The organism is Methylobacterium nigriterrae, from assembly GCF_037106235.1.
GTDB lineage: Bacteria > Pseudomonadota > Alphaproteobacteria > Rhizobiales > Beijerinckiaceae > Methylobacterium > Methylobacterium nigriterrae.
The window spans coordinates 219809-233662 of the sequence record NZ_JBAWTG010000003.1; the positions used below are offsets into that span (position 1 = coordinate 219809).

The window sequence follows — 13854 nt, forward strand, 5'->3', positions numbered from 1 at the left end:
TGGGATGGCAGATTTCGGGCCTGGCAGATTTCGGGCCTGACAGAGTTCGGGCCTGACAGAGTTCGGGCCTGACAGAGTTCGGGCCTGACTTGGCGAGCGCGGCACGGCGAGTGCGGATGGTGGGCCTCGATGCGGCATCCGTAGCCGGCCGGCTGCGGATGCAAGATTGGCAAGCAGAATGACAGGGCTGGCGGGATCTGGATGAAGTAGTCGAAGAATCCTCGACCTTTCAGGAAAAACCTTTGATTGTAGATTGAGTTTTCGCGGCCTTGATCGGCAGTTCCGATACGGTTAGGCAAAAGGTCAAGCGTTCCTGCAAGCCTGGGCCAAGGTGCGTTTCCGTGCGCTCGCAACAGACGACCGATCAGCGCGCTTCATCCAGCTCGAGACGGTCCCGGCTCGCACCGATCTGGCGCGGCTACTTGCGCGTCCTGCGCGCCGCCATGGCCGTGACGGTCGGCGCGGCGATCCTCGTCCTCGGTGTCCTGTTCGTGAACTACGTCGTCCTGTCGACGCCGAAGGCGCGGGCCTATCGCGACCTCGACCCCTCCGTCCCCGAATGCCGCGACGGGCTCGCCCAGGGCTGGACCGTCCTGGCGGAGACCGGACGCCGGCGGCTTGTCGGGGCCAGCATGGTCGATGACGGCGGCTGGGCCGATGCCAGCAACGACGAGAACGCGGCCATCGCGAGCGATCCGCGCTGGCGCACCCGCTTCCGCTGCGCCCTGCAGCGCCACATCGTCACCTCCGAGCGTCCGGACGGCAAACCGCTCGATTACACGCTCGGCTTCCTGGAGTTCCAGGAAGACGGCGAGCCCTATGCCCTCGTGTCCCGCAGCGGCGGCAGCGACGTGGCCAATACGAGCGCGATGCTGCGCCACGCCATGGAGAGCCAGATGCGCGCGAGCGGCGCGGCGGCCTCCGGCGTCAGGCCGGTGATCACCCAGCTCGACGCGCTCAGGCAGCACCTCTCGACCGGGACGAACTACGTCCTGGTCTTCGTGCACGGCTGGCGCCACGACGCCCGCATCGGCGACGGCAACATCGCCGATCTGCGCCTCTACGCGGCCCACGCCGCCCGCTTCCTGCAGCAGCGCTGCTCCACCAACCCGAGGGCGTGCGACACCAAGGTCACCGCCATCTATGTCGGCTGGCGCGGCGCGCGCGTCGACGAGCGGGGCCTGCGGGACCTGTTCGGCGACGCGGTCGGAGGCTTCTTCGGGCAGGTCTCGGCGGCCGCCACCCTGTTCGACCGCAAGCCTGTCAGCGAGGCCATCGCGCCCGCCGCGATCTCGGCCCTGCGCTCCATCGAATCGGTCCTGGCCGCGCCGCGGCCGGACGGCGGCGAGCGCGACAACCGACTGATCGTGGCCGGGCACAGCCTGGGCGGCAACATGCTCGCCACCGGTCTCAAGGACGACGTGCTGAAGGCGGTGCGCCGCCACCGCTTCGGCGAGACGCTGCCGCCGGTCCTCGGCAACCTCGTCGTGCTGATCAACCCGGCCGCCGAGGCGAGCAAGTGGACGGCGATCCAGCGCGCCGTCTGGGAGCGCATCGCGCTCCACGCCGACGAGCATACCCCGGCGGCCGAGGTCGCCCGCGATGCCGGCTACTTCCCGCCCGAGCAGCGCCCCGTGCTGGTGTCGGTGACGGCGGCGCTCGCCTTCCCGGCGGGCGGCCTGCGGCCGGGCGACTGCGCCTGGATCGGCCTCGACGTCGACGACGGATTCCTGGCCGCACGGCAGCGGATCCGGCAGCGCCTCGCGGGCACCGACGCCATGTTCAGTTCCGGTGTCGACTACGATTGGGCGACGCACGACCTGTTCCCGACCTTCAAGCTCGATTTCCGTCCCGCGGCCGGCTACCTCGACCGTGCCGCCGCCCGCTTCGAGGGCCGCCGGCCCCGCGGGATGAGCTGCGCGCCGCCGAAGGCCGCCGGCGCGCTCGATGCGCTCCTGACGCTGCCGCTGCGCGCCCTCGCGACGGTCGCCGAGACCTTCCCGTTCCAGGTCAGCCAGAGGGAGGAATCGCACACGATCGGAAACCTCGATCCGTCCCGCCCGGCGGCCGGCGTGCTCGCGGACGCGCAGCCCTCGGCGGCGCCCTTCGGCACCACCCACGAACTGCTCGGCCTGCGCGATGCGGGCGCGGAGGGCCACCATCCCTACGCGACCTTGGCCGACGCCGCGATCGACTGCCCGCGTTCGGACCGCTGGCTGACCCGCGGGCGCGCCCGCAGGAAGGAGCTGTCCGGATTGTTCTGGGACAGCGAGGACCTCGCACCGGCCGAATCCGCCGATCCGAAGCTCGGCCGGCCGGCGGCGCGCTTCGTCCACGGGCTCAACCTCACCGGCATCGCGCCGATCACGCTCGCCAACGATCCCTTCTGGAACATGCGCGCCTTCGACAACGCGCTCTCGCGCCACGACGGCTATCGCCTGTCGTCGTTCATCTGCGCCATGAACCAGCTCGTGATGGACGACATCACGGAGAATGTGCCGCGCATGATCGACAGGATGGCCGCGCCGGGTCGGCAAGGCGCCGGGATGGGGCCCTGACCTCGGATGGCGTCGGGCCCAGAACTCCGCCGAAGCCGCAGGGCGCCGCCTCAGCTCACGCTCCGCTCCCGGCGGGCGAGGGTGCGCGCGAGGGCGACGAAGGTGCGGGCGATGACCCAGGCCGCGCGAAGGCTCGCGCGAAGGTTGCCCGAGACCTTCGAGGCCCCGCCCCTGCGCGCCCGCTGCCCCGCCGCGATCTCGCGGCAGGGCACCCTGGCCGCCGCGACCCGCATCAGCATCTCGAGGTTCCAGCCATAGCTCTCCTCGCGCATGCCGAGCCGGTCGAGCGTGTCCCGGCGGATCGCGCGGAACGGCGACATGTCGGTGAAGCGCACCCCGTACGTGATCCGGATCAGGATGCCGGCCAAGCGCCCGGCCACGATCTGGGGCATGCCGAGGGCGCCCGGCTCGCGCGGTCCTAAGAGCCGCGAGCCGTGCACGAACGCCGCCTCGCCCCGCGCGATCGGCCCGACGAGGTCGGGCACGCAGGCGAGCCGGTCGCTGCCGTCGCCGTCGACGAAGAGCAGGATCCGCGCCCCCGGCCGCACGGCCGCGATGCCGGCCTGGACCGCGAGCCCGTAGCCGCGGCGCGGCTCGGTCACGACCCGCGCACCCGCGGCCCGGGCGCGCGCCGCCGTGGCATCGCGTGAGCCGCCATCGACGACGATCACCTCGTCGGCCTCCTGCGCCAGGAGGCCGGAGACCACCGCGCCGATCGCCGTCTCCTCGTCGAGCGCCGGGACGACGGCCGAGAAACGGGCCGGGGAGGCGCTCACGCGGTCAGAGGCTCCAGCGCAGGCCGCAATTGGCGCAGGCCTCGGGCGGCCGCTCGGAGAGCAGCGCCTCGCGGAAATCGGCGTAGGCGGGCCCGTTCCAGATCGCCCGCAAGGTGTCCCGGGTCGCGTCGCCGAGGGTGTAGTTCTCGTAGCCCCGCTGGGAGAAGGGCGCGATGCAGCAGGGCAGCGCGCGGCCGTTCGCGGTGATGTACATGACGTTCCAGGGCCGCCGGCAGGTGGACCAGGGCGTGGCCTCGTCGGGCCGTTTCAGGCTCATGCCGGGCTCGGTCGCCGCGCCGGAGGCCGAGAAGGTCAGCCCGAGGCGCCGCGCCTCCGCCTCGGCCTCCGCGAGGATCGCCGCCTCCTCCCGGTCCATCCGCTCGTAGAGCGCCTGATCCGGCCGGGCGAGCCCGACGGCGTCGTGCTCGAAATAGACGAGGCGCTGCAGGTAGACCTCGCCCACGCCCGCCTCCGCCGCCACCCGCACGAAGGCGGGCAGCTCATGGAGCGTCTCCTTGAGGCCGGTGAGCCAGGCCGAGACTTTCGGTTTGACGTGGCCCTCCCGCTCCTGCAGGGCGCGAAAGGCGCGCATGTTCCTGAGGATGCGCGCGAAGTAATCCTTGCCGCGGACCTGGATGTAGGATTCGCGCGTCGAGGCATCGAGGGAGACGCGCAGCTCGTCGAGGCCGGCCTCGATCAGGGCGCGGCCGTTCTTCTCCGACAGGACCGTGCCGTTCGTGTTGAAGAGAACGTAGGTGTCCCGCGCCTTGAGGTAGGCCACCATCCGCGGCAGGTCCTTCACGAGCATCGGCTCCCCGACCCCGTGCAGGACGGCCCGCGCCAGGTTCGGCAGCTGATCGACGAGGCTCGTGAACAGCCCCCAGCTCATGTCGGCCGGGGGCTCCAGTTCCTCGTAGGTGCGCGGGCAGGTCGTGCAGAGCAGGTTGCAGCGGTTCGTGACCTCCAGATAGAGGCAGACCGGCGGGCGCTCGACCCGGATATCCGCGCGGGCGGGGGCGGCCTCGTGATACCGCCGCGGGTCGAGGGTCGCTGGACTGTCGAGGCGCGTCATGGCGGTCCTCCTGCGGCGGTCGTGACGGGAAGCGCGACGGTGGCGGGGCGGCGGCCGCGCCAGGCCGCGGCGACGAGCACGGCGGCGGCCAGGAGCGCTGCCCGCGTCTCGAACGTCGCCTGCGGGTCGCCCGGGATCACGTCGTAGAGCCCGATGGCGCCGACCGTGAGGACCCAGCCCGCGGGCGTGCCCGCCACCGCCAGGAACGGGACCGCCAGGATGGCGTACCAGGGGAATTCGGGCGAGGCCAGGAACAGGAAGGTGAGGCACAGAACGTTGATGTCGCGCAGGATCCGGGCGGGATCCCGCGCGCGCCGGAAGCCGAAGCGCAGACTGAGGCCCGCGAGCCCTGCGAGGCCGAGGCCGACATACACGCCCGCATCGTGGGGCAGGGCGCCGAATGCCCCGCGCCAGAGCCGCAGCGGGGTGAAGCCCCAGCCTCCAATGATGCCCTGCTCCTCGGCATAGCCCCCGCCGAGGAAGCCCAGCGCCCCCGCGCCGACCGACAGGTAGGGCGCGTAGGCCAGGGCCAGCGTCGCGAGCACGGCCAGGACCATGCGCCAGTCCCAGGGCCGCCACAGGGGCGGCAGGGCGAGCAGCGCGAAGGGCTTGGCGAGGGCGCCCAAGGTGACGAGGGCGGCCCCGAGGGCAGGACGGCCCCGCGCCAGGGCGAGCCAGATCCCGAGCATCATCCCGGAGACCATCAGCCCGTCGATATGGCCCTGGCCCGCGATCTCCCAGATCGGCAGCGGATGCCAGGCATAGGCGGCGAGGCGGTTCGCGGGCAGCGCGAGGCGGCGCAGCAGGCCCATGAGGGCGAGGACCGTGCCGGCTTCGCAGGCGACGAGGCCAAGCTTGATCGCGACCGGGCTCTCGGAGATCCGCGTCACGAGGAGGAAGAAGGCTTGCGCCGCCGGCGGGTAGATCGTGACCGCGTAATCCGCCCGGTTGATGAAGGGGAAGATTGCCGCATCACGCAGGGGCGCCAGGGCGGGATCGGCCGGCACGTAGCGATAGGGATTGATGCCGGCGCCCTGCACGCGGCCGTCCCAGACGTAGCGGAAGATGTCGGTGGAGAGGATCGGCGGGCTCGGGAGCGCGACGAGGCGCATCGCCAGCCCTGCACCGAGGATCACGACGACGACCCAGCGCTCGTCGGGCAGGGGCAGGCGAGCGGCGAGCGCCGCGACGAGCCCGCTCGCGACGGCAAGCGCCACGAAGGCGTCGTCGCCGAAGCGGAACAGGGCCGGCATCCCGGCCGCCACGAGAGCGAGGCCGGCCAGCGCGAGGCCGACAAGCGCGAGGCCGACACGGGCGGGGCCGACATGGACGGGGCCCGTCGGGGTGGCGACGCCCGGGCGGGCGGCCGGGGCGCTCACGGCAGACCGGCGAGGCAGGCCCGCGTCGCGGCGGCCTCGCCGCCCGCGAGGCGCGTGGCGAAGGGCAGCGGCCGGCCGTCGAGCTCGTCGCGGAGGATCCCGAAGGTCTCCTCGTCGTCGATATCATACCAGAGCGGCAGGCGCTCGACCGGCAGGCCGATCGCCTCGGCCCGGGCGCAGGTCTGCGCGAGCACCGCGGGCGTGCTCCAGGCGATGTCGGCGAACAGACCCGGATGGTCGGCCTTGAGGCCGACGAGGACATAGCCGCCATCGGTCGCGGGCCCGAGCACCACCCGGTCCCCCGCTCGCCGCAGGATGGTGACGGCCTCCGACAGGAGGTCCGGCGGCAGGGTCGGCGAATCGGAATTGATCAGGATCGCCCCGTCATGAGAGCCGTCCCGGATCAGCGCCCGCACGGCGCCGGCCAGGACCAGCCCGAAATCCGCCCCTTCCTGAAGCAGCAGGCCGAACCCGGCGGGCAGGAGAGCGCGCAGCTCCGGCTCCGTGCCGGCGGGCGCGTAGACGCCGTAGCCCCGGCGGCCGAGCGCCTCGGGGACCGCCAGGATGCTGGCGGCGACGTCGAGCAGGAAGCAGGCGGAGAGGGCCGCCGCGCGTTCGGGTCCGAGGGCGCGGGCGAGCCGGGTCTTGGTCACGCCCGGCCGAGGCGCCTTGCACATGATGCCGAGCGCTGTGGTCGCGAGGCCGGCCCTCACGAGGCGAATCGCACGAAGCCGGCGACCGCGCCGTTCGTCATGTCGGGCGGAAAGGCCCGCCGGAGCGCGCCGTCGAGGCCGAGGCTGCGCCCGGCGGCCACCAGGGCGAACATCGCCATGAGCGCGGCGAGGAAGACGTAGGTCCAGGGCCATTCCTGCGGGTGCTGGTAGAGGCCGAGCCAGAGCTGGGCGACGAACAGGACGCCGACGACGCCGACGAGCCGGACGCCGAGCCCGAGCATCAGCGAGACCGCGAAGGCGAGCTCGGTCAGGAAGACGAGCACGTCCGCGAAGAGGAAGTTCGGGACCGGCAGGACCCAGTTCTGGATGAGGTCGCGGTGGACCTGGAAGGCGGCGCTCTTCACCTCCTCGCTGGTCCAGAAGTAGAGCCCGTTCTCGGTCGAGAAGAGCGGCATCTTCCAGAACAGGTTCTGGAACCACATGCAGCCGATGAGGACGCGGATGACGAAGAGGCCGAGATCCCGCCCGGTGCGCTGGGCGGGATCGGCCGCCCATTCGCGGGCCGCGATCAGGAGGCTCGCGAGGACGAGGATCGCGAACAGCGCCATCATGACCCAGCGCGCGGCACCGAGCCCGACCTGATCGCCCTGGGCGGCCTGCAGGAAGGTGAGGAGGTCGTTGATCGGATCGGTGCGCATCGGGTGCCTCGCTCAGGCCGCAGGCCGTAAGGGGTCGTGGATGGATCCGGCCGGCCACGGCGGCTCGGCGAGCCGGGCCGGGAGGATGTCGATGCGCGAGGCGGCGCTGAGCACGCGCACGCCGCGCCGGCGCGGGGCGAGGGGCCGCCGGGCTCTCATGCGGCCGGCTCGTAGAAGGGGGCGAGCGCCGCCGCGTCGAGATCGCGGGCCGGCGCGTCGAGGACGATGCGGCCCATGTCCAGGACCACGATCCGGTCGGTATGGGCGAGCGCCAGGGCGATGTCGTGCAGCGCGAGCACCAGCGTCTCGTGGGTGCGGGCCATCTCGGCGAGCACCGCCGCGCCCTGCGCCCGATCGAGCGCCGAGACGGGCTCGTCGGCCAGCAGGATCGGCTGGCCGTTATAGAGGGCGCGCGCCACCGAGACGCGCTGCTGCTGGCCGCCGGACAAAGCCCCGGCCTTGGCGCGGATCGCCTCGGCCAACCCGACGCGGGCGAGCACGCGGGCGACCTCCGCCCAGTCGGCGGAGGCCGGCCAGACGAGGTTGCGCAGGTTGTGGATCGTCGAGGTCCGGTCGAGCCGGCCCATGTAGACGTTGTGGAACACCGAGAGCTGTCGCACCAGCGCCGCCCCCTGCGGCACCAGCGCGATCCGCTCCGGCGCCTGCGCGTGGATCAGCCCGATCAGGGTCGACTTGCCCGCCCCCGAGCGGCCCATCAGGGCGAGGCGCTCGCCCGCCCGGATCGTCAGGTCGATGCCCCGCAGCACCGGCCGCCCGTCATAGGCGGCCGAGGCGTCCGCGAGGGCGATGGCGGGCGGGCGCACAGGCCTTCCGCTCAGTCGAGCAGGCCGGTGGACTTGCCGACCTCGATCAGGGGCTCGTAGGCGGCGTTCGTCACCGGGATGAACCGCGATCGGCCGAACGGCTCGAGGATCGCCGGGTCGGCGATGCCGACGAGCGCGGCCCTGAGCCGCTCGGTGAAGCCGGGCCCGTAGGTCCTGTCGACGTCCCCGCGCACGGTCCACTGGTAGTCGGGAAAGGTCGGGCTCTCCCAGATCACCGAGACGGCCTTGGCGTCGACCTTGCCGGCTTTGGTGTCCAGGTCCCAGACCGAGTAGTCGACCGCGCCGACCTCGAAGGCGCCGGACTGGACGAGCTGGATCGTGCGGGAATGGTCGCCCGAGAAGCCGACGCGGGAGAACACCGCCTCGGGCGTCCTGCCGGCAAAGGCCTGCCGCACGAAGTATTCCGGCATCAGGCGCCCCGAGGTCGAGGCCCGCGAGCCGAAGCTGAAGGTCTTGCCCGCGATCTCCTTCGGGAAGTCGGGCCCCTTCGTCAGGCCCGTGCCGGCATGGGCGATGAAGTAGGTCTTGAAGGCGGCGTCCTCCGCCCCCTGCGCGATGGCCTGGCTCCCCGGCACCGCCCTGCGGGCCTGCACGCCCGTGAAGCCGCCGAACCAGGCGAGCTGGACCTGCCCGTTGCTGAAGGCGGTCACCGCCGCCGGATAGTTCTTCACCGGGATGTAGCGCACGGGCACGCCGAGCTTGCCCTCGAGGTAGGTCGCGACCTTGCCGAAGCGCTCGACCAGCCGGCTCTCGTCCTGGTCCGGGATGCCGGTGAAGACGAACGGCGGCTTGGCGGCCTCCGGCGGCTTGGCGGCCTCCTGCGCGGCGGCGCCACGGAGGGCGACGAGCCCCGAAGATGCGCTGAGCGCGAGCGCGCCGCCGACGAGGAATGCGGAGAACCGACCGAGCATGCGACCACCCCGAAGCTCGAGCCGTGGGGCGAGAGGAGCGCTCTCGCCGCCGCGTCCCGGAAAGATGCGCCACCGTGCAGGCTTCCGGCCCGATTCGCTATCGGACGCCGCCCGCGAGCCCACCGAAGGCCGCGTGACCGCACGGCCCACGATGTCCGGACCCGTTTTCGCCCGACCTGCGGCTCCGGTTACGGGCCGGACCGGGCAAGGGTTTCGGATCTGCGCCCGAGGCCCAGAAAGGCCACGGCCTTCAGCCGGACGGCGCCCCTGCCCTGGTCGCGCTCGAGATCCGTCACGAAGCGCGCGACGACGCTCTCGCGCGCTTCGCCTTGGGCCGCCAGGAGATCGGCGAGGCCCGGCGCGAAGGTCAGGCGCGCGGCGAGCCAGGATGCGGACGGTGCCTCGAGATCGGCCTGAAGCCGGGAGATCTCGATCGGCTCGAGACCGCCCGCGGCGAGGAGCGCGCGGAAGTCGCCCTCCGCGCAGAAGCGGAGCTGGGCCGGCAGGCCCGGCGGCGGCGGTTGCGGCCCGCGCACGGCCGTCACGGCGGCCAGGAGGCGGCCGATCAGTTCGTAGTTCTGAGGCTCGGTCCAGGTGACGACGGCGACCGGGCCGCCCGGCACGACGGTGCGGACGGCCTCGCGCAGCGCCGCCGGCGCGTCCGGGCACAGGATGAGGCCGAACAGCGAGAGCGCGGCGTCGAAGGACGAATCCTTCAGGGCGAGCCGGGCCGCGTCCATGACGGCGGCGGCGACGGGCAGGTCCGCGGCGCGCGCCCGCTCGCGGATCCGGGCGGCCATGCCCTCCGCCGCATCGATCGCGACGACCTGCGCGCCGGTCCGTGCCGCGGCGAGCGCGGCCCCGCCGGAGCCGGCCGCCACGTCGAGGCAGCGGGCGCCGGGGCCGAGCGGGAGCGCCCGCAGGGCCGCCGCCGCGAACCGGTCCGTCAGCGGCTCGAAGGCGGTCTCGTAGACGTGGACATGCTCGCTCCAGCGCCGGACTTGCTGGTCAGGTTGCAGACCGGGTGTCACCGCGCGCCCTCCTGTGCGAAGACATCGACGGGGCCGCGCACGGATCCTCTGTATTCCGCGACCGCCCGGGTGCGAAGTGGACATGAGCGAGACGCCGACCACCGTCGCGGAGCCACCGCGCAGCTTCTCCCTCGGGCTCGGGCTGACCAACGCGTGCAATCTCGCGTGCACGTTCTGCTACCGCGACCCGAGCCGCGTCGACCAGCTCGGCCCCGATCAGGTCAGGGCCGTGCTCGCGCGCCTGCCCGTGCGCTCGGTCAATCTCGGGACGGGCGAGAACGGGATGCACCCGCAGTTTCCGGCGCTCCTCGAACTGCTTCGGCGCGAGCCGGTCAAGCTCACCATCACGTCGAACGGCCACACGATCGCGGTGATCGACGATGCGCAGGTGCGCGCCTTCGCGGACGTCGAGTTCTCCATCGACTACCCGACCCGCGCCGAGCAGGACGCCCAGCGGGGCGAGGGCAACTGGGATCTCGTGATGGAGCAGGCCGCCCGCTGCCGCCGCCTCGGGATCGGCGTGACCTTCATCGCCGTGATGATGCGCACGAATTTCGACCGCCTGCACGAGATCGCCGCGATCGCCGCGCGCTTCGATGCGCCCCTGCGGATCAACGTCTACCAAGCCGTGCGAACGGACGCCTTCGCGCTCACCTACGAGGAGTACTGGGCGGGCTTCGCGCGGCTCTTCGCCGAGACGGACGCGATCGCCATCGGCGAGCCGCTGGTGCGGGCTTTCGCCGGCCTGCCGGCCCGGCGGGGCGGCTGCGGCGCCGGCACGGTTCGAGTGACGCCGCGCGGCACTGTGCAGCCCTGCGTCTACTGGGGCGGCCCCGGCCAGGGGCTCGAGGACCTCCTGCAGGCCGGCGCGGCCATCGTCGAGACGGAGCCTTTCGTCTCCGCCCGTTCTCTCCCCGAGCCCTGCCGCGGCTGCGTCCACGAGGCCGCCTGCCACGGGGGCTGCGCCGGCCGGCGGCGGCTGATGGACCGGCTCGACGCGGTCGACCCCTATTGCCCCGTGGTGCGCGGCGAGAACCCCCGGCTCGCCGTCACGATGGCGGCGAGCCGTGACCTGCCGAAGCTCGAGAGCGCCTGCACCACCATCGTGCAGGCGCGCCCCTGAGATGTCGGGGGGAGATCCCGCGCCGATCCGCGGCCGGCGCGTTGACCCGGGGCTTCCGTGCCATTCATCTCGGACCCGCGCCGCCCGACCCGTGCGGGATGCCCGCCACGGCCGGACGACGCTACCGGATGCCGGCCCTCGCTGGGCAGGCGCCGCGTGACCGAAACCGCATCCGCCGGGAGCAGCCATGACCCTCGAACCGATCCGCCTCACGAGCCTGGCCCATGGCGGCGGCTGCGGCTGCAAGCTCGATCCCGCCATCCTGCGGGGCCTCATCGCGAGCCAGCCCGCGGCCGGGCCGTTCGAGCGGCTCATCGTCGGCAACGAGACCGCCGACGACGCGGCGGTCTGGGCTCTCGACGACGGCACCTGCCTCGTGGCCACCACCGACTTCTTCACGCCGATGGTCGACGACCCGCGTGATTTCGGCCGCATCGCCGCGACGAACGCGATCTCGGACGTCTACGCCATGGGCGGGCGGCCGCTCCTGGCGCTCGCCATTCTCGGCATGCCGGTGGGCAGGATCGCGCCCGAGACCGTGGCGGAGATTCTGAAGGGCGGCGCCAGCATCTGCGCCGAGGCCGGCATCCCGATCGCGGGCGGCCACTCGATCGACACGCCCGAGCCGATCTACGGGCTCGCGGTGATCGGCAGCTGCCGGCGGGACCAGGTGCGCCGGAACAGCGATGCCCGGGTCGGGGACGCCCTGATCCTGACGAAGGCGATCGGGGTCGGCATCTACTCGGCCGCGATCAAGCGGGACGGCCTGCCCAAGGGCGGCTACGCGGAGTTCGTGGCGACGACCACGCTGCTGAACCGGGTCGGCGCCGATCTCGCCCGCGACCCGGACGTGCACGCCATGACGGACGTGACCGGCTTCGGCCTCCTCGGCCACGGGCTCGAACTCGCGCGCGGGGCCGGGCTGCAGGTCGTGATCGAGGCCGGCGCGGTGCCGCTCCTGACCCGGGCCGCGGCGCTCGCGCGGGAGGGCTTCGTCACCGGGGCCTCGCACCGCAACTGGGCGGCCTTCGGGGCGGACGTGTCGCTGCCGGACGGGTATGCCGACTGGCGCCGGCACCTCCTCACCGATCCGCAGACCTCGGGCGGCCTGCTCGTCTCCTGCGAGGCGGGCAGCGCCGCGGCGATCCGCGACCGGATCCGGGCGGAGGGCTACCCGGCGGCGGCGATCGTCGGGCGCATCGCGCAGGGCCCGGCTGGACTGCGCGTGGCCGATTCGGCCTGAGGCGCTCCTCCGGTCCGGGAGCGGCGAGCGGCCGCCCGCATCCGCACCGCGCCGGGAAGCGCGGGCTCGAGGGTGTCATCGACGGCCGCACGAACCTCCTCCGGCGCCCTCATCGATCGGGGAAGCGTACTGAACCCGACGCGGCTCGCACAGCGCGCCGCGGTTCTGCTAAGGTCGATCATCGACCAGGCCGCGACGCTGCTCTCGCAGTCGCTTCACCGCGGCGGCTCCGCGACGGGAGGCCAACGGGTGGCAACGTTCAGCGTCCTCGTCGCCTTCGCTGTCCGTCTCCTCCTCGTTCTGCTTTTCCTGCCCTTCAGCGCCCTCGACAAGATCCTCAATTTTCAGGGCGCGGTCGGGCAAGCTCAGGACGCCGTGGCGTCGAGGCGCGCGGCAACGGCCCTGATCCTGATCGGGCTCTTCGTCGAGATCTTCATGTCGCTCGGTGTCCTCACGGGCATCGCCGACCGGGCAGCCGCCTTCGTCCTGGCCGGGTATTGCGGCGTCACGGCGCTTCTCTGGAAGCAGTTCTGGAAGCCCGGAGACTTCTGGGCCCGCGGCGACAGCCGAGCCCGGGGCCTGTTCTGGGACTTTCTCAAGAACTTCGCGCTGGCGGGCGGCTTCCTGCTGGTCACCTTCGGCACGGGCGCCGCGACGGTCGAGAGCTTCCTCGCCGATCCCCTGGCGTCGTCCCATCCCTACCGGACCGCTCACGAGCAGGCTCGGCCATGAGCGCAAGCATGACCGCACCCGCGTCCGTTCGCTCCGGAAAGGCGCGCCGCGGAGCCTGGCCGACCGGGGAAAGCCTGCCGCACGGGCTTGCGCGCCCGATGGGCGTCACGGCGGGCGCTTGCGTGCTCGTCGCGGCGCTGACCCTCGGTTCCGCCGCGCAGACCACCGTTCCCGCCGCTCCTGCAGACGAGCCGGCCAATGTCGGCGACGCAAAACGTGCGGCGGTCGGCTACCATGATTCCGGCCGCTACGAACGCGACCTCGCCGGTGTCGCGGCCCGGGCGCGCGCCTGGATCGACGAGCGAGCGCGCCAAGTCGAGCGGCCGGCGATCGTCTTCGACGTCGACGACACCGCGCTCTCGAACTGGGAGGTGATCCTGGCCGACGATTTCGGGCGTGTCTTCGGCGGCCCCTGCGAGGCGCTGCCCGAGGGGCCTTGCGGTTGGGTCAACTGGGACTTGACGGGACGCAGCCCGGTGCTTCGGCCGGCGCTCGATCTCTACCGCTTCGCCCGCAGCCAGGGGGTCGCCGTATTCTTCATCACCGGCCGCGACGAACCGCAGCGCGCCGCGACCGAGAGGAACCTGAGTCGGGAGGGCTTCACCGAGTACGTCCGGCTCGAGATGGTGCCGTTCGATGCCCCCCGCTACGCCTCGGCAGCCGATTTCAAGGCGCCGCGCCGCGCCGCCATCGAGGCCGAGGGGTACCGCATCATCGCGAACGTGGGCGACCAGCCCTCCGACCTCGCGGGCGGCCATGCGGAGCGCGCCTTCCTCTTGCCGAACCCCTTCTACCGCATCCCGTGAGAGGCG

At 72.5% G+C, this 13854-nt stretch carries 14 protein-coding genes; 5 read left to right on the plus strand and 9 right to left on the minus strand.

The genetic code is table 11. The features are described from left to right. Positions 1-422 precede the first annotated feature (422 nt). Entirely contained in the window at positions 423-2558 is a 2136-nt protein-coding gene (locus WDW90_RS03950; RefSeq protein WP_336485956.1) for a hypothetical protein, read from the plus strand. Between the two features lie 50 nt (positions 2559-2608). Here WDW90_RS03950 and WDW90_RS03955 read toward each other — a convergent pair whose 3' ends face one another. The 9 genes from WDW90_RS03955 to WDW90_RS03995 all read right to left on the minus strand — a co-directional run bounded on the left by WDW90_RS03955 (position 2609) and on the right by WDW90_RS03995 (position 9944). Next, the gene (locus WDW90_RS03955) at positions 2609-3334 is read right to left on the minus strand and encodes a glycosyltransferase family 2 protein (RefSeq protein WP_336485957.1); all 726 of its coding nucleotides are present in this window, start codon (positions 3332-3334) and stop codon (positions 2609-2611) included. Positions 3335-3338: 4 nt separating this feature from the next. Continuing rightward, positions 3339-4406 (minus strand): radical SAM/SPASM domain-containing protein, encoded by a 1068-nt coding sequence (locus tag WDW90_RS03960; protein ID WP_336485958.1) that lies wholly within the window; start codon positions 4404-4406, stop codon positions 3339-3341. After that, a complete protein-coding gene (locus WDW90_RS03965; protein ID WP_336485959.1) occupies positions 4403-5785 on the minus strand; it encodes an MptA/MptB family glycosyltransferase in 1383 nt (460 codons plus the stop codon). Before WDW90_RS03965 ends, WDW90_RS03960 begins: the two co-directional genes overlap by 4 nt. Next, complete coding sequence (locus WDW90_RS03970; RefSeq protein ID WP_336485960.1) at positions 5782-6498, minus strand: TIGR04282 family arsenosugar biosynthesis glycosyltransferase; 717 nt, start codon at positions 6496-6498, stop codon at positions 5782-5784. Before WDW90_RS03970 ends, WDW90_RS03965 begins: the two co-directional genes overlap by 4 nt. Continuing rightward, positions 6495-7157, minus strand: a complete 663-nt coding sequence (locus WDW90_RS03975; RefSeq protein ID WP_336485961.1) for a DoxX family protein — start codon at positions 7155-7157, stop codon at positions 6495-6497. The genes WDW90_RS03970 and WDW90_RS03975 overlap by 4 nt, the downstream gene beginning before the upstream one ends. A gap of 12 nt (positions 7158-7169) precedes the next feature. Next, positions 7170-7316, minus strand: coding sequence for a hypothetical protein (locus WDW90_RS03980; RefSeq protein WP_336485962.1), 147 nt, complete (start codon positions 7314-7316; stop codon positions 7170-7172). Continuing rightward, positions 7313-7981, minus strand: coding sequence for an ATP-binding cassette domain-containing protein (locus tag WDW90_RS03985; protein WP_336485963.1), 669 nt, complete (start codon positions 7979-7981; stop codon positions 7313-7315). The genes WDW90_RS03980 and WDW90_RS03985 overlap by 4 nt, the downstream gene beginning before the upstream one ends. An 11-nt stretch (positions 7982-7992) precedes the next feature. Further along, positions 7993-8913 carry a putative selenate ABC transporter substrate-binding protein gene (locus WDW90_RS03990; RefSeq protein WP_336485964.1) on the minus strand — a complete coding sequence of 307 codons (921 nt, stop codon included), beginning with the start codon at positions 8911-8913 and terminating at the stop codon, positions 7993-7995. Between the two features lie 188 nt (positions 8914-9101). Then, on the minus strand, positions 9102-9944 hold the full coding sequence (locus tag WDW90_RS03995) for a class I SAM-dependent methyltransferase (RefSeq protein ID WP_336485965.1): 843 nt from the start codon (positions 9942-9944) through the stop codon (positions 9102-9104). A gap of 82 nt (positions 9945-10026) precedes the next feature. Here WDW90_RS03995 and WDW90_RS04000 point away from each other — a divergent pair, with 82 nt between their 5' ends. From WDW90_RS04000 to WDW90_RS04015, 4 genes are all read left to right on the plus strand, one after another. After that, on the plus strand, positions 10027-11067 hold the full coding sequence (locus WDW90_RS04000; protein WP_336485966.1) for a radical SAM/SPASM domain-containing protein: 1041 nt from the start codon (positions 10027-10029) through the stop codon (positions 11065-11067). A 187-nt stretch (positions 11068-11254) separates the two neighbouring features. Further along, complete coding sequence (gene selD / locus WDW90_RS04005) at positions 11255-12310, plus strand: selenide, water dikinase SelD (protein WP_336485967.1); 1056 nt, start codon at positions 11255-11257, stop codon at positions 12308-12310. Between the two features lie 249 nt (positions 12311-12559). Continuing rightward, positions 12560-13042 (plus strand): DoxX family membrane protein, encoded by a 483-nt coding sequence (locus tag WDW90_RS04010; RefSeq protein ID WP_336485968.1) that lies wholly within the window; start codon positions 12560-12562, stop codon positions 13040-13042. An 8-nt stretch (positions 13043-13050) separates the two neighbouring features. Continuing rightward, positions 13051-13848: an HAD family acid phosphatase gene (locus WDW90_RS04015; protein ID WP_336485969.1), complete on the plus strand. Its 798-nt coding sequence runs from the start codon at positions 13051-13053 to the stop codon at positions 13846-13848. Positions 13849-13854: the final 6 nt, after the last annotated feature.

What these genes read in the sequence shown, in the direction of transcription:
- selD (WP_336485967.1), top strand. Translation starts at nt 11,255, where the DNA reads ATGACCCTCGAACCGATCCGCCTCACGAGCCTGGCCCATGGCGGCGGC.
- WDW90_RS03980 (WP_336485962.1), bottom strand. Translation starts at nt 7,316, where the DNA reads ATGAGAGCCCGGCGGCCCCTCGCCCCGCGCCGGCGCGGCGTGCGCGTG.
- WDW90_RS03975 (WP_336485961.1), bottom strand. Translation starts at nt 7,157, where the DNA reads ATGCGCACCGATCCGATCAACGACCTCCTCACCTTCCTGCAGGCCGCC.
- WDW90_RS03960 (WP_336485958.1), bottom strand. Translation starts at nt 4,406, where the DNA reads ATGACGCGCCTCGACAGTCCAGCGACCCTCGACCCGCGGCGGTATCAC.
- WDW90_RS03990 (WP_336485964.1), bottom strand. Translation starts at nt 8,913, where the DNA reads ATGCTCGGTCGGTTCTCCGCATTCCTCGTCGGCGGCGCGCTCGCGCTC.
- WDW90_RS04015 (WP_336485969.1), top strand. Translation starts at nt 13,051, where the DNA reads ATGACCGCACCCGCGTCCGTTCGCTCCGGAAAGGCGCGCCGCGGAGCC.
- WDW90_RS04000 (WP_336485966.1), top strand. Translation starts at nt 10,027, where the DNA reads ATGAGCGAGACGCCGACCACCGTCGCGGAGCCACCGCGCAGCTTCTCC.